General features: G+C 71.5%; 16 protein-coding genes. 8 read left to right on the top strand and 8 right to left on the bottom strand.

Annotated elements, in window-relative coordinates:
- Positions 1–130 precede the first annotated feature (130 nt).
- The 3 genes from GCL84_RS24240 to GCL84_RS24230 are packed head-to-tail and all read right to left on the bottom strand — an operon-like array spanning position 131 to position 2,480.
- Positions 131–931 carry a hypothetical protein gene (locus GCL84_RS24240; RefSeq protein ID WP_156757858.1) on the bottom strand — a complete coding sequence of 267 codons (801 nt, stop codon included), beginning with the start codon at positions 929–931 and terminating at the stop codon, positions 131–133.
- A complete protein-coding gene (locus GCL84_RS24235; RefSeq protein ID WP_156757857.1) occupies positions 928–1,626 on the bottom strand; it encodes a hypothetical protein in 699 nt (232 codons plus the stop codon). The genes GCL84_RS24240 and GCL84_RS24235 overlap by 4 nt, the downstream gene beginning before the upstream one ends.
- 11 nt (positions 1,627–1,637) lie before the next feature.
- The gene (locus GCL84_RS24230) at positions 1,638–2,480 is read right to left on the bottom strand and encodes a hypothetical protein (RefSeq protein WP_156757856.1); all 843 of its coding nucleotides are present in this window, start codon (positions 2,478–2,480) and stop codon (positions 1,638–1,640) included.
- A gap of 147 nt (positions 2,481–2,627) precedes the next feature.
- On the opposite strand from GCL84_RS24230, the gene GCL84_RS24225 reads away from it, so the two are divergent.
- From GCL84_RS24225 to GCL84_RS24210, 4 genes are read left to right on the top strand one after another with little or no spacing between them, the layout of a single operon-like run.
- The gene (locus tag GCL84_RS24225) at positions 2,628–3,056 is read left to right on the top strand and encodes a YbaB/EbfC family nucleoid-associated protein (protein ID WP_156757855.1); all 429 of its coding nucleotides are present in this window, start codon (positions 2,628–2,630) and stop codon (positions 3,054–3,056) included.
- Positions 3,057–3,071: 15 nt separating this feature from the next.
- Positions 3,072–3,374 (top strand): hypothetical protein, encoded by a 303-nt coding sequence (locus GCL84_RS24220; RefSeq protein WP_156757854.1) that lies wholly within the window; start codon positions 3,072–3,074, stop codon positions 3,372–3,374.
- Positions 3,371–4,417, top strand: a complete 1,047-nt coding sequence (locus tag GCL84_RS24215) for a hypothetical protein (RefSeq protein WP_156757853.1) — start codon at positions 3,371–3,373, stop codon at positions 4,415–4,417. Before GCL84_RS24220 ends, GCL84_RS24215 begins: the two co-directional genes overlap by 4 nt.
- 53 nt (positions 4,418–4,470) lie before the next feature.
- Positions 4,471–5,904 carry an FAD-binding oxidoreductase gene (locus GCL84_RS24210; RefSeq protein ID WP_156757852.1) on the top strand — a complete coding sequence of 478 codons (1,434 nt, stop codon included), beginning with the start codon at positions 4,471–4,473 and terminating at the stop codon, positions 5,902–5,904.
- 8 nt (positions 5,905–5,912) lie between these two features.
- Here the strand turns inward: GCL84_RS24210 and GCL84_RS24205 are convergent, their stop codons facing one another.
- Positions 5,913–7,370 carry an aldehyde dehydrogenase family protein gene (locus GCL84_RS24205; protein WP_156757851.1) on the bottom strand — a complete coding sequence of 486 codons (1,458 nt, stop codon included), beginning with the start codon at positions 7,368–7,370 and terminating at the stop codon, positions 5,913–5,915.
- 470 nt (positions 7,371–7,840) lie between these two features.
- Here GCL84_RS24205 and guaA point away from each other — a divergent pair, with 470 nt between their 5' ends.
- Positions 7,841–9,397, top strand: coding sequence for a glutamine-hydrolyzing GMP synthase (gene guaA / locus GCL84_RS24200; protein ID WP_156757850.1), 1,557 nt, complete (start codon positions 7,841–7,843; stop codon positions 9,395–9,397).
- An 80-nt stretch (positions 9,398–9,477) separates the two neighbouring features.
- Here the strand turns inward: guaA and GCL84_RS24195 are convergent, their stop codons facing one another.
- Positions 9,478–9,675 carry a hypothetical protein gene (locus GCL84_RS24195; protein WP_156757849.1) on the bottom strand — a complete coding sequence of 66 codons (198 nt, stop codon included), beginning with the start codon at positions 9,673–9,675 and terminating at the stop codon, positions 9,478–9,480.
- Complete coding sequence (locus GCL84_RS24190; RefSeq protein WP_235926664.1) at positions 9,668–10,885, bottom strand: PspC domain-containing protein; 1,218 nt, start codon at positions 10,883–10,885, stop codon at positions 9,668–9,670. The genes GCL84_RS24195 and GCL84_RS24190 overlap by 8 nt, the downstream gene beginning before the upstream one ends.
- Before the next feature lie 135 nt (positions 10,886–11,020).
- On the opposite strand from GCL84_RS24190, the gene GCL84_RS24185 reads away from it, so the two are divergent.
- Positions 11,021–12,292, top strand: coding sequence for a PspC domain-containing protein (locus GCL84_RS24185; RefSeq protein WP_407924430.1), 1,272 nt, complete (start codon positions 11,021–11,023; stop codon positions 12,290–12,292).
- On the top strand, positions 12,289–12,966 hold the full coding sequence (locus GCL84_RS24180; RefSeq protein ID WP_156757847.1) for a response regulator: 678 nt from the start codon (positions 12,289–12,291) through the stop codon (positions 12,964–12,966). The genes GCL84_RS24185 and GCL84_RS24180 overlap by 4 nt, the downstream gene beginning before the upstream one ends.
- Here GCL84_RS24180 and GCL84_RS24175 read toward each other — a convergent pair.
- The gene (locus GCL84_RS24175; protein ID WP_156758104.1) at positions 12,946–13,839 is read right to left on the bottom strand and encodes a DMT family transporter; all 894 of its coding nucleotides are present in this window, start codon (positions 13,837–13,839) and stop codon (positions 12,946–12,948) included. The genes GCL84_RS24180 and GCL84_RS24175 overlap by 21 nt on opposite strands.
- Before the next feature lie 131 nt (positions 13,840–13,970).
- Between GCL84_RS24175 and GCL84_RS24170 the strand changes: the two genes are divergently transcribed.
- On the top strand, positions 13,971–14,855 hold the full coding sequence (locus GCL84_RS24170) for a LysR family transcriptional regulator (protein WP_156757846.1): 885 nt from the start codon (positions 13,971–13,973) through the stop codon (positions 14,853–14,855).
- 88 nt (positions 14,856–14,943) lie between these two features.
- Here GCL84_RS24170 and GCL84_RS24165 read toward each other — a convergent pair whose 3' ends face one another.
- Complete coding sequence (locus GCL84_RS24165) at positions 14,944–16,647, bottom strand: serine/threonine-protein kinase (protein WP_156757845.1); 1,704 nt, start codon at positions 16,645–16,647, stop codon at positions 14,944–14,946.
- Positions 16,648–16,652 lie beyond the last annotated feature (5 nt).

Here is a 16,652-nt window from a genome sequence, read left to right as displayed (position 1 = left end):
GCGCCCTGGCAGACGAGGACGACGCCCAAGACGAGCAAGAGCAGGTAGGTGTCAAAGAACTCCTTGCTCGCCAACGCCACCAGCGTCAGCAGGGCACACTCGTGAGCCCCGCGATACTCGATGGCGGGGCTCAGCGCTCGTGGCGCTTTCCGCTGAACGAGTGCTTGAGCAGGGACCGCTGTCTGCGCTCCACGGCTTCCACCACGGCCGCCGGGTCATCGGCGGGGAAGAACCACTGGCGGCCCAGCAACCGCGCGACCTCCGGGGTCGCGCTGAAGTCGAAGCGGACGGCGGGACCGGGGAGAGCGGTCACGACGTCGGCGGCACCGAGGGGTCTGCGCTCCCACGGGTGGGTCAGGTGGACCACCGCCACCCGTTCCACGGCCAGGGCAGGCAGCAAAGCCGTGCCCCAGAGGACGTTGACCCCCTCCAGCACCAAGGCGGGCACGTTCCCCCGGCCCTCGAACACCCTCCGCTTGCCCCGGGCGGTGAGGCGCAGGTTGTACCGGGTCGGCCCCGTCCACACGACCGCCGCGAAGTGCAAACAGAAGCCGGACACACCCGGGACCGCCGCCGCGAGCACCAAGACGTCCACGGCAGCAAGCCGCACCGCCCCGAGGAGCACGACCGCGACAACCGCGACGGGCGCGGCGACGGCCCCAGCGATCATGACCACCGTGACGACATAGCGCGTGATCCACCCAGTGCTGACCATCGGCAGCGGTGACACGGGCTCCTTGCGCAGCAACCCGATGACCCCGTACCCGAGCCCGATGACCCCGAGCACCAACCCCAGCGGCGCACTCCAGCCCCCACCGACCAACGCGAGCGCCAGCGTCAGCCCACCGGAAGCGGCCTGCAGCCCGAACCGGCGCCGCAGGAACCCCTCGACCACCGGCATGGACGTCTCCCGCAGGTCCAACTCCCTCACGCGTTCGCCGCCATCCTGCCCTGGATCAGGCGCGCGAGGTGTTCGCCCCGATCGGTGGTGAAGATCCAATCCCGTTCCGGCCTGCCGAACCCGATTCGCAGCGCCGTCCCCGGCCCAACCGCGACCGGCCACCTGTCGCTGCCGTCGAACAGGACGCTGCGCCGCTGCTCGACCGGGCCCAGCCGCAGCACCTCGACCACCTCGAGCGGCATCGTCGCGTGCGGGTAGATGGAGGAGCTGCTGGCGAAGTAGCCCGCGTTGAGCGGGGCGAACAGCAACAAGGGCAACGGCCCGCCGACGTAGGTAACCATCACGCCGCCCCCGGCTGCCGAGTTCGGCCACACCTGGGGGTTCAGCCGGTGCCTGATGAACCTGACCATCCACGCCACCGGGAGGAGCATCAACAGCGACCCCTGCAAGAACTCGCCGACCCCGGGCGCCACAGCCGCCCACATCGCGAGCGTCGCGCTCACCGGCACGCCGGGCAGCAACCAGCGCGCAAGGACGACGTCGCGGAGTCGTCGATCGATCTCCTTCGGGATTGGCTTGCGCGCGGCAGTGTTCTTCATGGTCCCCCCGATGCTGCGAAAGTGGCCCGCCAGCGCCACACCATATGGCACGCCGAGGATCGAATGAGGCGCTTTCGACTTGGGGAACGTCGTACAAGACCTAGACCAGAAGACCGCCGAGGGCATGGTCGACAGTGTCAGGGTCGCACGCTTTCGCCGCCGTGCTGACGTGCTCCACGCGACTCCGCACGTCGTGCGGCCATTCGACCTTGGATGAGTCGCGCGATCTGCTCGCCCTGGTCGGTGCGGAAGATCCAGTCCCTGCCCGGGGCGCGGCCGAAACCGATGCGCAGCGCCATTCCCGGGCGGACGCGGATGGGCCACTTGTCGCTGCCCGCGAACAGTTCGTGGCGCTCTTCCTCGACCGGTCCCACGCGCAAGACCTGGACCGCGCGCAGCGGCATCGACGCGTTCGGGAAGGTGTTGCTCTGGTTGTTGACAAGGTGCCTGCGCTTGAACGAGATCTCCGTCGTTGTCACCGTCAACTTGAGTCTGTGGTCGCCCGCTGCTCGGTAGGTGAGCGGGAAAGGAGCGTCGATGAGCGCGGCCGGGTCGGCGTTGAGCACATGGGAGCTCATGGCCTTCGCGATGGCCCACAACGAACCGCCCAGAGCGACTGGTCCGACAAGCAGTGTCGCGACGAAGTAGCCGGTGTTGGCAGGCGCGAACAACTGCAGGGCCTGTGGCCCGCCGATGTAGGTGACGAGCACACCGCCCCAAGCCGCCGAGCCCGGCCACACCTGCGGGTTCAGCCGGTGCCTGATGAACCTGACCATCCACACCACCGGGACGAGCGAAATCGCCCAGGTCGCCAAGTGCCCGTCTTCCCCCAGGTTCTTGTAGGTCGCCAGTGCCAGCACCGCGCCCACCGGCAGTCCCGGCAACAACCAGCGGGCGACAGCAACTCGGCGAAGACGCCGCTCGACCTGCTCCGGTAGTCGCTGGCGCGTGGCGCCGTCCTTCGTGGCTGTGGTTTCCATGGTTCCCCCAGGTGCGATCGCGGCCAAACGGTTGCCAACCCTAGGGCAGGGCGCGGCAACGGTGTTCTTCGTGCGAAACCAGCCCACCGGCGGGCGTCATATGGCACGCTGAGGACCGAATGAGGCGCTTTCGACTTGGGGGAAGTCGTGCAAGATCCAGACCAGTTGATCGATGACATCGAGCGTGACCTCGCTGACACCGTGCGGAACGCGCAGGTCATGCAGGCCGAGATGGCCACCGTGACCGCCCGCGTGTCCGAGGACGGGGTCTCGGTCGAGGTGAACCACATGGGCAACCTCACCCACCTCGACCTCACCAACTCCGCGCGCGAGGAACCGACCCTGGCCGCCCGCATCCTGCGGCTGGTCGCCGAGGCCCAGGCCAAGCTGCCGGACGCCATGCGCGCGGGGGTTCCCTCCGCCCAGGGCACCGCCACCCTCGACGTCATCGTCGACCAGACCCGGGCCATGTTCCCGGAACCCGAACCGGACGAGTACGTCCGCGGCGGCGGCCCGGTCCGCTCCGACGACGAGCCCGACGACGACTTCTACTCGCGCGGCGGCTTGTTCCGCTGATCCCTGGGGGAGATCATGCCCAACGGTTTCGACGTAAGCCCAGACGAGATCGACGCCCACGCCAAGGCCGTCGACTCGACCGTCAGCATGCTCGGTCACGCGGGTGGGGCGGCCGCGTCCCGCCTCGGGTTCGAGGACTTCGGGGTGATCGGTCAGTCCTTCGCTGGTTACTGCAATGCCTACATGGAGTATGTGACGTCAGTCCTCAAGGAGGCGCACACCGCAGCGGACAAGCACGCTGAGGCGGTGCGCGCCTGGGCGGAGACCAACCGGGTCAACGAGGACTCGATCACCTCGGCGTTCGGGGGCGGGGGGTGACCAACTCGGACAACCCCATCCTCAGCGAGGCGGCCAAGGGCACCGCGGCCAACAAGACCCCCCTCAAACACGCCTTGGAGGGGGCGGGCTTCGTACAGGACATCGCAGGGGGCATCGAGACCTTCTGCAAGGGCGATCACGCAGCGGCGGCGGGCGACCTCGCCGTCGGCATGTATGACGTCTTCCAGTTCGCGAAGGACTTCAAAACTGAGAATCCCCTCACGACGGTCATGTCGATGGGGTTCGGCTGGCTGATCGAGCACGTCGGGCCGATCAAGGATCTGCTCGACATGCTCACCGGCAACCAGGACGCGCTCGACATGACGGTGCAGACCTGGACCAAGATCAGTGAGGAGGTGCAGAAGACCGCGGCGTCGATGGTCGAGAGCGTGAACCGCAACTGCGCGTCCTGGTCGGGTCCGGCTGTGGATACCTATCGCGCCTGGGCTCAGGACCAGGCGAACACCTACGTTGCCATCTCCAACAGCGCCACCGCGGTGGCAGGCGCGGTCGACCTCGCCAAGTCGATGCTCAACGGCGTGCGCGGCTTCATCCGGGGCCTGTTGGCGGATCTGCTCGCGGAGCTTGTCTGGATCCTGTTGCGCTATGTCCCGCCCACCTACCCGGTCGCGCTCGCGGTCGAGGGCGTGCCGCTGATCGTTTCCAGCACGACGCGGGCGATGAAGGTCGTCCGGGCGTTCGTGGAGGGGATGAAAGAACTCGGCGCCCGGCTGACCCGGTTGGCTGGCACCGTCGCGGACCTCACCAGGTACATCGCCAAGAGCGTCCCCGACGCGGCCAGGGCGGCGGCGCAGGACGGGGTCATGCCCATGCTCCGCGAGGAGATGATCAAGGAGATGGGGGTGAAGTACACCGCACCCAAGATCATCAAAGAGACGGTCGCCGAGGTGTCGGGGAGCACTGACGCCGACGATCAGACTGAGTGGGGCGACAGCGTTTCAAAGGAGGTGCACGACTACAAGGAGACGCGGGTCGAGCGGACTCCCACGGGGGGGACTCGGGAGACCGGGTCGTTGTGGTGAGGTTGGGCTGCGGGGGCTTCTGGTTGGTGGTGAGATCCGTTCAGGAGGTCTGAATGGATCGGAGGACCCTGCTGCGCGCCACCCTCGCGGGCGCCGCAGCGTGGACGGCGACGGCCTGCACGGGAACGCCCAACCAGAAGCCGACCACCACCACGACACCCCCGCCGCCGGCCACGACGACAACGCCCGCGCCACCCGACTGGAACGCGCTCAAACGATCCCTCGACGGCGCCCTCGCCCTCCCCGCCGACGCGGACTTCACCACCGCCTTCCGGCTCTACAACCCGGCCTTCGACAAACGCGCCCCCGCCGCCGTCGCCCGTCCCGCGAGCGCCGGGCACGTCCAAGCCTGCGTCCGCACCGCCCGCGACTCCCAGACGCCCATCACCGCGCGCAGCGGCGGCCACAGCTTCGCCGGGTACTCCGCCCAGGACAACGCCCTGATCGTCGACGTCCGGGGCCTCAACGCCATCACGGTCAGCCAAGACGGCACCGCCACCATCGGGGCGGGCGCCCGGCTGATCGACGTCTACACCGCCCTCGCCGCGCGTGGGCGCGCGCTTCCCGGAGGCACCTGCCCGTCAGTCGGCATCGCCGGGCTCACGCTCGGCGGCGGGCTCGGTGTGCTGGGGCGGAAGTACGGCCTGACCTGCGACAGCCTCATCGCGGCCCAGGTGGTCACCGCTGATGGGCGGCTCAGGACGGCCTCGGCGGACAGCGAGCCCGACCTGTTCTGGGCGTTGCGCGGTGGGGGTGGCGGGAACTTCGGCATCACCACCGAGTTCACCTTCCGGACCCACCCCGCGCCGCCCGTGCTGACGACCTTCGACCACACGACCTCGAACGCCGTCGACCTGCTGGCCACCTGGCAGGACTGGGTGCCGGGGAACCCGCCCGAGCTGTGGTCGAACATCGTGCTCAGCTCCGGGCCCGCTGCCCGCGTCGGCGGCTGCTTCGTCGGGGGCGGGGCGGACCTGGCTCCGCTGATCCGCGACCTCACCGGCGGCCGGGGAACCCGGACCAGCCGCGACTACCTCGCCACCATGCGCCACTTCGCGGGGTGCACCGCCTGCGAGGACGTCACCCGGCGGACCTTCACGGCCTCCTCGCGCGTGCTCGCCCGCCCGCTCCCCGACCCGACCGCCGCGGTGGCCCTGCTCGACGGGACCACCGACCTCGACATCCTCATCGACAGCCTCGGCGGCGCGGTGGCCGAGACCGCCCCCGCCGACACCGCCTTCCCGCACCGGCAAGCCCTTGCCTCCGCGCAGATCTACCAGAAGGGCGGCAACACCAACTCGGTCGCCAAGGTCCGCGACGGCCTGGCCGCCCTCGGTGCGAGCGGCGCCTACGTCAACTACATCGATGCCGCCATGCCCGACTGGCTCACCGCCTACTACGGCGACAACGCGCCCCGGCTCCGGGCCGTGGCCCAGCGGTACGACCCGGACGGGGTCTTCGCGTTCGAGCAGGGAATCCGGGCCTAGGACACGCCCTAGAGCTCCAACCCCGTCAACACCATCGTCTGCTCCTCGGTGTAGTCGTCCATCGCGGACCGGATGCCCTCCCGGCCCGTCCCGGAACCCTTCACCCCGCCGTAGGGCATCTGGTCCGCCCGGAACGACGGCACGTCGCCGACGATCAACCCGCCCACCTCGATCTCGGCGGCGGCGCGGAAGGCCAGGTGCACGTCCCGGGTGAAGATCCCGGCCTGCAACCCGTACTCGGTCGAGTTGGCCAGCTCGAACGCCTCGTCCACCGAGTCCACCGTGGACACGACGAGCACCGGGCCGAAGACCTCCTCGCACGACACCTTGGCGTCGGCGGGCACGTCGGTCAGGACGGTGGGGGCGACGGTGGCGCCGTCGCGGGTGCCGCCGGTGAGGATCTTGGCGCCCGCGGTCTGGGCCTCGGTGATCCAGGTGGCGACGCGCTCGGCGTTGTCCTCGTCGATCAGGGGGCCGACCTCGACGTCGGGGTCGTGCGGGTTGCCGGTGCGCAGGGCCTCGACGGCGGCGACCAGTTTGGGCACGAAGGCATCGGCGACGTCGCGGTGGACGATGACGCGCTGGACGGCGATGCAGGACTGGCCCGCCTGGTAGTTGCCGAAGGTGGCGATGCGCGCGGCGGCGGTGTCCAGGTTCGGCCAGTCCGGGCAGACGATGGCGGCGCTGTTGCTGCCCAACTCCATCACCACGTGCTTGCGCGGCGCGGAGTCCATGATGCCCCAGCCGACCCCGGTGGAGCCGGTGAACGAGATGACCGGCAACCTCGGGTCCTCGACCAGGGACGACATCTGCGAGCCGCGCACCGGCAGCACCGAGAACGCGCCGTCGGGCAGGTCGGTCTCGGCCAGGATCTCGCCGAGCAGCAGCGCCGAGAGCGGGGTGGCCGACGCGGGCTTGACGATCACTGGTGCGCCCACGGCCAGGGCGGGGGCGACCTTGTGCGCCACCAGGTTCAACGGGAAGTTGAACGGCGCCACGGCCAGCACCGGCCCGCGCGGACGACGCCGGATCAGGCCGAGCCTGCCCTCGCCGCCGGGATCGGTGTCGAGCCGCTGCAACTCGCCGACGTGGCGGCGGGCCTCCTCGGCGGCGAACCGGAACGTCGACACCGCCCGGTGCACCTCGACCTCGGCCCACTTGAGCGGCTTGCCGTTCTCCGCCGTGATGGTCTCGGCGACCTCGTCGAGCCGCTCGGCCAACGCCGTCGACACGTGCTCGAGGGCCGAGGCGCGCACGTGCGCCGGACTGGACCGAAACGCCTTGGCCACGCCAGCCGCAGCAGCGACAGCACGCTCCACCTGATCGGGCGAGGGCACCGACACGGTGGCCACCTCAGTCCCGTCGTACGGGTGACGCACGACCAGGGTCTCCTCCCCGGTCTCCGGCCTCCCAGCCACCCAGAACGGACGCGGCTTAGGCGCAACAGCGGTGTCCTCAACGCTCATACCCCCACCGTAAGCCGCCCAGCCCCCCAAGGCTCGCCACGCCCCACGTCCACTCCCCGCCCCGGCACCCACATCCACCCCACCCAGCTCTCCACCATTCCCCCCACCCCACGCAGCTTCCACACCTGCCGCGCCCCCAGCCCACCTCACCCAACGCCCACCACCACACCCCACAAAAGCTCTGCTATCCCTGGGCCCCTGGGACAGGCCCTACCCAGCCCCGGGCGGCCCAGTACCCGGGCAAGTTATGCTCGGCCAAGCTGACCGATGATGGTGACTAGGGTTCCGCCGCCCCCCGGGCGGGTCTGGTTCGAGCGTCACGGAAAACCAGCGCGGACACCAGCGCTGGCAGGCATCTCCGGGAGAGAAACCCAGGGAGGGACCGGTCGGCACACGACGCTGCCCCTGCGGGTCGCTGTGTGCCGGCACGAGTTGCCCGTACTTGGCTTCCCCGTTGAGATAGGAGACACATGGCTGACGAGAAGCCGGTCCTCGTCGTCGACTACGGCGCGCAGTACGCGCAGCTCATCGCCCGCCGGGTGCGGGAGGCGCAGGTCTACTCCGAGGTCGTCCCGCACACCGCGCCGGTCGAGGAGCTGCTCGCCAAGGACCCCGCCGCGATCGTGCTGTCCGGCGGCCCGTCGAGCGTCTACGCCGAGGGCGCCCCCGCGGTCGACCCGGCGCTGTTCACCGCGGGAGTCCCGGTCTTCGGCATCTGCTACGGCTTCCAGGCCATGGCGGGCGCCCTCGGCGGCACCGTCGAGCACACCGGCACCCGCGAGTACGGCCGCACCGACCTGGCCGCGGACGGGGGCGTGCTGCACGACGACCTGCCCGCCCGGCACCCGGTGTGGATGAGCCACGGCGACTGCGTCACCAAGGCCCCCGAGGGCTTCACCGTCACCGCGTCCTCCAGCGGCGCGCCCGTGGCGGCCTTCGAGGACGCCGAGCGCCGGTTCGCGGGCGTGCAGTACCACCCCGAGGTCGGGCACTCCCCGCACGGCCAGGAGGTGCTGCGCCGGTTCCTGCACGACATCGCCGGGGTCAAGCCGCGCTGGACCACCGCTTCGATCGTCGACGAGCAGGTCGAGCGCATCCGCGCCCAGGTCGGCGACGGCAAGGCGATCTGCGGCCTGTCCGGCGGGGTGGACTCCGCGGTGGCGGCCGCGCTGGTGCACAAGGCCATCGGCGACCGGCTGACCTGCGTGTTCGTCGACCACGGCCTGCTGCGCGCGGGCGAGCGGGCCCAGGTCGAGCGCGACTACGTCTCCGCGACCGGCGTCCGCCTGGTCACCGTGGACGCGCGCGAGCGGTTCATGGACGCGTTGGCCGGGGTCACCGACCCGGAGGAGAAGCGCAAGATCATCGGTCGCGAGTTCATCCGCGTCTTCGAGCAGGCCGAGCTGGACCTGCAGGCCGAGGCGGGCGGCGACAAGTACCGCTACCTGGTCCAGGGCACCCTCTACCCGGACGTCGTCGAGTCCGGCGGCGGCACCGGCGCGGCCAACATCAAGAGCCACCACAACGTCGGCGGCCTGCCCGACGACCTGGACTTCGAGCTGGTCGAGCCGCTGCGCGCGCTGTTCAAGGACGAGGTGCGCCGGGTCGGTCTGGAGCTGGGCCTGCCGGAGACGATCGTGCACCGCCAGCCCTTCCCCGGCCCCGGCCTGGGCATCCGCATCATCGGCGAGGTCACCGCCGAGCGGCTCGACATCCTGCGTGCCGCCGACGCGATCGCCCGCGAGGAGCTGACCGCTGCCGGTCTGGACCGCGACATCTGGCAGTGCCCGGTGGTGCTGCTCGCCGACGTCCGCAGCGTCGGCGTGCAGGGCGACGGGCGCACCTACGGCCACCCGGTCGTGCTGCGCCCGGTGTCCAGCGAGGACGCCATGACCGCGGACTGGACGCGCCTGCCCTACGACGTGCTCGAGCGCGTCTCCACCCGGATCACCAACGAGGTGGCCGAGGTCAACCGGGTCGTGCTCGACGTGACGAGCAAGCCGCCGGGCACCATCGAGTGGGAATGAGCCCCTGAGCAAGCGGGAAGGCCCGGTCGTCCGTGACGACCGGGCCTTCCCGTGAGTGGCCCCCCTGTCGACCAGTCCCGCTAGCTCCTCTTCTGCCGCGAGTTCGCCAGCAGACCCAGCCCCACCACCACGCTCAGCGCGGCCAGCAGCCACCGGCCGTCCAAGCCCGGGATCCAGAACCCCCCGTCGGTGAGGACGGACGCCGCCGCCCACATCGTCAGCAGGCCCAGGACCAGCAGCAGCCAGTCGGGACGGGTGCGTTGCCTCTGCTCAGCCACGGCGGACCTCCACGCTGCCCGGACCGCTCACCGCTGCGGTCAGGTTGATCTTCAATCCGCCCTCGCCGTCGTCGCCGAGGTCGGTCTGGTCGCGGACAGCGGCGCCGGGGCCGCTCTCCTGCGAGCCGAGGCAGGCCACGTCGCCGACCCCGGTCGTGCAGCTCACGCGGACGTCGGCGGTGCGCGGCACGGTCACCACGACGGTGCCCACGTCGGCGCCGACCGAGGTCGTGACCTCGCCGTCGGCGGGCAGACCGGTCAGGTCGACGTTCACCTCCCCGACGGACTTGCGGTACTCGGACTGCACCTGCTCCAGCGACGTCGGCCGGGTGTGGATCTCGCCGAAGCCGTTGAAGCGCGCTTGGTCCGGCAGCGCGGTCGTCGCGATCCCCAGCGCGGCCAGCGGCACCGCCAGCCAGATCAGCCCCCGGCCGCCGCCGCGCAGGGCGCCGAGCACCATGCCCGCGCCCAGCACGGCGAGCAGCACCCCGATCATGGGCCGGGCGCCGCCGTCCGCCCAGCTCAGGCCGAACACCGCCGTCGCCACGCAGGCCACCAGCATGGCGACCAGGGTCAGCGCGCCCACCCGGGACTTGCGCTTGGGGCTCGGCTCCGGCTCGTCGTCCTGCTGGGCGTGCCCCGGCTCGGGCAGGTCCCAGGCGAACGGCGCGGCGCCCAGCGGGTCCCAGGCGGGCGGCTGCCGCGGCTGGTCGGACTGGTCCACCCCGGCCTGCTGCTCGCCGGTGGCCGGGCGCCGGGCGGGCTGCGGGTGGTTGTCGGTCGCGGTCGGCTCGTAGGTGCGCACCGGTCCCAGGTGCCCGCGGTTGCGGTGCAGCAGGAACAGCAGCCCCAGCGCCGCCGCCGCGCCGACGAACCCGGTGAAGTCCCGGTCCAGGAACCAGCTCACCGCCGGGATCAGCGCGATGGCCAGCACGACGGCCAGGTGCGTCGACACCGAGCTGCGGCCCTTGCCCAGCAGCGCCTCGCCCGCGGAGGCCTCGTCGCCCTCTTCGGCGAAGAACAGCCAACCCAGCAGGTAGAGCGCGACGCCCGCCCCGCCGAAGAAGGCGCTCACGGCGAACGCCACCCGGACGATGACCGGATCAATGCGGTAGCGGTCTCCGATCGCCGCCGCGACGCCCGCGACCTTGCGCCCCCTGCGGGGCCGCCTCGGCCGGGTCGCCCAGAAGTCCTTCAGCGTGTCTTCCACGCCCTGCGTCTGTGTCCCACTCACGGTGACCACTCTGTCCGCCCGCCCGCCCCGGCACATCCGGGAGCGACCCTGAACTGAGTCTCAGGGTTGAACCCCGATGTGGCGCGGGCGCGCGCGTGTGAGCATCCTTGGGTGAGCACCCAACTCCTGCACGCCCCGGAGGCGGAGATCGACCGCATCGAGCGCGCGGCCACCGAGGTGGCGGAACCGGAGGACCTGCGGTTCTACCGGCGCAGGGAGGGGCGCGCCGTGGCCGGGGTCGCGGGCGGCCTCGCCGACCACCTGGACGTGCGCGTGCTCTGGGTGCGCATCGCGTTCGCCCTGCTCGCCGCCCTGGGCGGGGCGGGCGTCGCCGCCTACGGCCTGCTCTGGGCCTTCGGCCAGCAGGCCCCCTCCGACCGGCCCGCGCCCGAGGTCGGCGCGCGGGAGCGGCAGCAGGCGTTCGGCCTGGTGGCCGTGGGCGCCGGGCTGTCGGTGGGGATGGGCACGCTCTCCGGGATGGTCAACGCCTGGGTGGCGGGCGGCATCGGGGTGGCCCTGGTGGGCACGGCCCTGGTGTGGTGGGAGGCCGACCAGGCGCAGCGGCGCAAGGTCAAGGGCGCCCTGCTCGGCGGGGGCCGCGCGGCCGGGCTGCGGGTGGGCGCGGGCGCGCTGCTGGTCGTCGCCGGAATCGTGATCTTCCTGCTCCGCAGCATCGGCCTGGACCAGGTCCAGTTCGCGCTGCTGGCGGTGTTCGCCGCCCTGATCGGGGTCGGCCTGCTGTCCGTGCCGTGGTGGCTGCGGCTGGTCCGCGACCTGGGCGAGGAGCGCACCGCGCGCATCCGCACCGAGGAGCGCGCCGAGATCGCCGCGCACCTGCACGACTCGGTGCTGCAGACGCTCGCGCTGATCCAGAAGCAGTCCGAGGCCCCGCGCGAGGTGCTGCGGCTGGCCCGCGGCCAGGAGCGCCAGTTGCGGAGCTGGTTGTACGGGCCCGCGGGCTACGGCGCCCGGCCCGGGGTCCCCGAGGACACCCTGTCCGAGGCGGTCAACCGGATCGCGGGCGAGGTCGAGGACACCTTCGCCATCAAGGTCTCCCCGGTGCTCGTCGGCGACTGCCCCCTCGACGACCGGCTGCGCCCGGTCGTGCTGGCCACCAGGGAGGCCATCGTCAACGCCGCCAAGCACGCCGAGGTCGCCGAGGTGTCGGTGTACGCCGAGGTCGAGGAGGACAAGATCACGGTGTTCATCCGCGACCGGGGCAAGGGGTTCGACCCCGAGACCGTCCCGGGAGACCGGCATGGCCTCGCCGACTCCATCCACGGGAGGATGGAGCGGCACGGCGGTGCGGTCCGGCTGCGCACAGCGGCGGGGGAGGGCACCGAGGTGCAGCTCCACATGCCGCGGACGAAAGTGAGCCCATGAGCGCCGAAACCCCCGCAGGCAAGCCCCGGGTCCGGGTCTTCCTGGTTGACGACCACAGCATGTTCCGCGCGGGCGTCAAGGCCGAGCTGGACACCATCACCGACGCCGTGCAGGTCGTCGGCGAGGCGGGCGGCGTCGGCGAGGCCGTCGCGGGCATCGCCCGCCACCGCCCGGACGTCGTCCTGCTCGACGTGCACATGCCCGACGGCGGCGGCGCCGAGGTCCTGCGCCGCGTCCGGGCCACCGACACCGACGTGGTGTTCCTGGCCCTGTCGGTCTCCGACGCCGCCGAGGACGTCATCGCCGTCATCCGCGCGGGCGCCCGCGGCTACGTCACCAAGACCATCTCCAGCGCCGAACTCGTCACCGCCGTCCTGCGCGTGGCCGACGGCGACGCCGTGTTCTCCCCCCGCCTGGCCGGTTTCGTCCTCGACGCCTTCGCCAACCGCCCCGGCGCCGCCCCGATCAACGACCCCGAGCTGGACCTGCTGACCCCGCGCGAGCGCGACGTGCTGCGGCTGCTGGCGCGCGGGTACGCCTACAAGGAGATCGCCTCGGAGCTGTTCATCTCGGTCAAGACGGTCGAGACCCACGTGTCGAGCGTGCTGCGCAAGACGCAGATGTCCAACCGCTACGAGCTGTCGCGCTGGGCCTCAGACCGCAGGCTGGTGTAGCGCCGGGTCGACGGGGGCCACCGGCTTGGGCCGGTTGGTGACCCTGGTCATCGCCACGCCCACCAGCACCACCGCCATGCCCGCGACCACGCGCAGCGTCAGCGCCTCGTCCAGGAACACCGCGCCGAGCAGCACCGAGACCACCGGCAGCAGGTAGCCCACGGTCGTGGCCTGGGTGGCGCCCTCGTCGGCGATGAGGCGGTAGTTGATGGCGAAGGCGACGCCGGTGCCCAGGACGCCCAGGACCGCGATGGCGATGAGGACGGTCGGGGTGATGTCCAGGGCCGTGGTGTCGCCGAAGGGCAGGGTGAACACGCCCAGGCCCGCGGCGGCGGCGAGCTGCGCGCCGGACAGGGCGATGGGGGTGGTGCCCCGGTTGGACAGGTGGCGGGCGACGTAGGCGTAGGCGACCGCGTACGAGGCCGAGCCCGCGAGGATGGCCACCGCGCCCAAGCTGGTCAGACCGGACACGTGCCACGGGGCGAAGATCAGCACCACCCCGGCGAAGCCGACCAGCAGGCCGCCGAGGCGGATGGGGGACAGGCCGCGGTCGGTGCCGATGAGCAGGCCGATCACCAGCGCCCACAGCGGGGTGGTGGCGTTGAGCACGCCGGTCACCCCCGAGTCCACGGTCTGCTCGCCGATGGCGAAGAGCAGGAAGGGCACGGCGCTGCCGAAGAACGCCGCCACGGTCAGGTGGCCCCACGCGCGGGCGGTGCCGGGCAGCTTGTGCCTGCCCCACGCGCACATGCCGAGCACCACCAGCGCGCCGAGCACGCAGCGCCCGGTCGAGATCCAGGTGGGCGGCAGGCCCCGCAGGGCGAGCTTGATCCACAGGAAGCTTGAGCCCCACAGCAGCGCGAGCACGCCCATCCGCACCAGAGTGCCGCGTCCGCCGGTCACCGCAACCTCCACCGTGGTCCGTTGTCTGGCGCCCACGTTGCCGCAGCGATCATCAACAGGACAAGTGAATAAATTGTGCGGCAACGCTTAAGCTCTGCTACATGCTCGACGTCCGCCGGCTGCAGGTCCTGCGCGCGGTGGTGACCAGCGGCTCGGTCACCGCGGCGGCGGCGAACCTCGGCCGCACGCCCTCGGCCATCAGCCAGCAGATCGCCACCCTGGAGAAGGAGGCCGGGCTGCCGCTGCTCGAACGCGTCGGCCGCGGCGTGCGGCCCACGGCGGCGGGCAGGCTGCTCACCGAGCACGCCGCCGTCCTCGGCCGCCAGCTCGCCGAGACCGAGACGGCGTTGGCCGACCTGCGCGCGGGGCGCACCGGGAACCTGTCGCTGCGCTTCTTCGCCTCGGCGGGTGCGGCGCTGGTCCCGCCCGCGCTGGCCAAGCTGCGCGCCGAGCACCCGGGTGTCCGCGTCGACCTCAAGCTGGTCGATGCGCGAGACCCGCTGCCGGAGGTGGTGGACGGTCGCGCGGACCTGGCCATCAGCGTCCACAGCCACCCGGCCCCGCCGCGCGGTGTCGAGTTCGTGCCGTTGCTGGACGACCCGTATCGGGCGGTGTTGCCGCGTGGTCATCGGCTGGCGGGCAAGCGCGTCATCGACCTCGCCGAGCTGGCTGAGGAGCAGTGGATCGACGCTGAGTGCTCGCCGGGGCCGTGTCGGCGGATCGTTCTCGACGCTTGCGCCAGTGCGGGCTTCACTCCCGACTTCGCGGTCGACGGGGCGGACTTCGCCACTACTCAGGGCTTCGTCGCTGCGGGGTTGGGGGTGGCTCTTATTCCCCGGATGGGGTTGGGGGCTGTGCATCCAGGGGTGGTGGTTCGTCGGATTGCCAAGCCGGAGCCGGTTCGGGGCATTTATGCGGCTGTTCGAGAGGCTTCTCGGGATCAGCCCGCGATGGTGTCGCTTATCGAGGCGTTGCGGGGGGCTTAGGCGCGCGGGAGCTACGGCCGGCCAGGACTGGGGCGAGGCTCAGGGATAACCGGTCTTTTGAGTGGGATGTGGTGCTGGTGGGAGACGGTTAGTCGTCGTCTTCCTTGGCGGGGGGCCTGGAGCGGCCGGAGAAGTCGTCGATTTTCAAGGTGCCGTCTTCGTCTATCAGGGAGTAGACGTAGGGCTCGATGGAGGGTTTGCCGTCTTTGGGGGTGAATTTGACCTTGGCGGCTACCTTGGTGCCGGAGGCGCGTATGTTCACCAGCTCCACGGACTCGAGGCTGTCGTAGAACTTCTTGAAGCCCTCGTAGTTCTTGGACTTCTTGCGCGCCTTGTCGGTCAGCAGCTTCCAGGCGTCTTCGGTGTTGTCCGGGAGCAGGTCGTAGTAGGCCCGGACGGCTGTTTCGTAGTCCGCAGAGGGCGTGGTTGAGCTTGGCGGGGTGGTGGACGAGGGTGTGGTCGTCGACGACGAGGTCGTGGTGGTCGTCGAGCGGGTGGTGGTTGTTTCCTCCGGCTGCGGGGACGAGGTGGTCGACGGGGCGGGGAGGCCCGCGGGGGGCTGTTGGGCGGCGTCCTTGCCGCCGCCGAGCAGGGTCGCGCCCAGGATGCCGACCAGGATCGCGGCGATGATCGCCAGGACCGTCAGCACGACCGCGCGCGTGTCGCGCTTGGTGTGGGGTTTGGCGGGTGGGGCTGCCACCCGCTGTCCGCCCGGGGGCGTCACGGGAGGGCGCGGGGGGCGTTGTTGCTGCGGTGGCCGCTGCTGGGCCTGGGGGGCGCGCACCGCCGCCATCGGGCCGGAGGGGGCGGACTCGGCGAACGGGTGGACGTCCAGGCGCGTGCCGGGGTGGCCGTGTGGTGGCGTGCCCGGCGCGACCACGGCCGTTCTCGGCGCTGCCGGGCGCGGGGGTGGGCCTGCGGGCTTCGCGTACGGCTCGGTGCGCTGGTTGGCCAGCGCGGGCAGCGGTCGACCGGCGGCCACGGCCGTCAGCGCGTCCTTGGCCTCGGTCATCGTCGGGCGCTCGGTCGGGTCCGCGCGCAGGAGCTGCATCAGCAGCGCCGTCAGCGGACCTGCCTGGCGCGGCGGGGTGACCTTGCCCGCCGCCACCGCGTAGAGCAGCGCGAGCGTGTTGTCGCTGAGCCCGAACGGCGAGTGCCCCTCGACCGCGGTGTAGAGCGTCGAGCCCAGGGAGAACACGTCGGCGGCCGAGGTGGGCTGCTCGCCCTTGGCGACCTCCGGGGCCAGGTAGGCCGGGGTGCCCGCGAGCATGCCCGTCGCGGTCACGGTGACGTCGCCGGTGGCCCGGGAGATGCCGAAGTCGGTGATCTTGACCGAGGTGCCGTCCTCGCCGAGCAGCACGTTCGCGGGCTTGACGTCGCGGTGCACGATCCCGGCCGCGTGCGCGGCGACCAGGGCGGCGGCGACCTGGGCGCCGATCCGCGCCGCCTCCGAGGGGGGCAGCGTCTCCCGCTCGTTGAGCACCGTCGCCAGGCTCTTGGACGGCAGGTACTCCATGACCAGCCACGGCTCGCCGTCGTGCTCGACCACGTCGTAGACGGTGATCGCGTTCGGGTGCGCCAGCCGCGCGGCGATCCGGCCCTCGCGCATCGCGCGCAGCCGGGCCTCCTCGTTGAGCTCCTCGCTGACGCCGGGCTGGGCCAAGAGCTGCTTCACCGCCACGGTGCGGTGCAGCCGGGTGTCGCGCGCCTGCCAGACCACACCCATCGCGCCCGCGCCGATGCGCGTCCCGAGCTGGTAGCGCCCGGCGACCAAGATCTGCTCGCTGGTCATTCAGG

The organism is Actinokineospora pegani (assembly GCF_009745975.1).
In the GTDB taxonomy this organism is placed as follows: Bacteria; Actinomycetota; Actinomycetes; order Mycobacteriales; family Pseudonocardiaceae; genus Actinokineospora; species Actinokineospora pegani.
This window is presented reverse-complemented; position numbering and strand designations above follow the sequence as displayed.

Bases quoted from the DNA above. Each gene is read 5' to 3' on its own strand.
- GCL84_RS24230 (WP_156757856.1), bottom strand. From the start codon at position 2,480: ATGGAAACCACAGCCACGAAGGACGGCGCCACGCGCCAGCGACTACCG.
- GCL84_RS24180 (WP_156757847.1), top strand. From the start codon at position 12,289: ATGAGCGCCGAAACCCCCGCAGGCAAGCCCCGGGTCCGGGTCTTCCTG.
- guaA (WP_156757850.1), top strand. From the start codon at position 7,841: ATGGCTGACGAGAAGCCGGTCCTCGTCGTCGACTACGGCGCGCAGTAC.
- GCL84_RS24220 (WP_156757854.1), top strand. From the start codon at position 3,072: ATGCCCAACGGTTTCGACGTAAGCCCAGACGAGATCGACGCCCACGCC.
- GCL84_RS24235 (WP_156757857.1), bottom strand. From the start codon at position 1,626: ATGCCCTCGGCGGTCTTCTGGTCTAGGTCTTGTACGACGTTCCCCAAG.
- GCL84_RS24170 (WP_156757846.1), top strand. From the start codon at position 13,971: ATGCTCGACGTCCGCCGGCTGCAGGTCCTGCGCGCGGTGGTGACCAGC.
- GCL84_RS24210 (WP_156757852.1), top strand. From the start codon at position 4,471: ATGGATCGGAGGACCCTGCTGCGCGCCACCCTCGCGGGCGCCGCAGCG.
- GCL84_RS24165 (WP_156757845.1), bottom strand. From the start codon at position 16,647: ATGACCAGCGAGCAGATCTTGGTCGCCGGGCGCTACCAGCTCGGGACG.
- GCL84_RS24175 (WP_156758104.1), bottom strand. From the start codon at position 13,839: ATGGGCGTGCTCGCGCTGCTGTGGGGCTCAAGCTTCCTGTGGATCAAG.
- GCL84_RS24205 (WP_156757851.1), bottom strand. From the start codon at position 7,370: ATGAGCGTTGAGGACACCGCTGTTGCGCCTAAGCCGCGTCCGTTCTGG.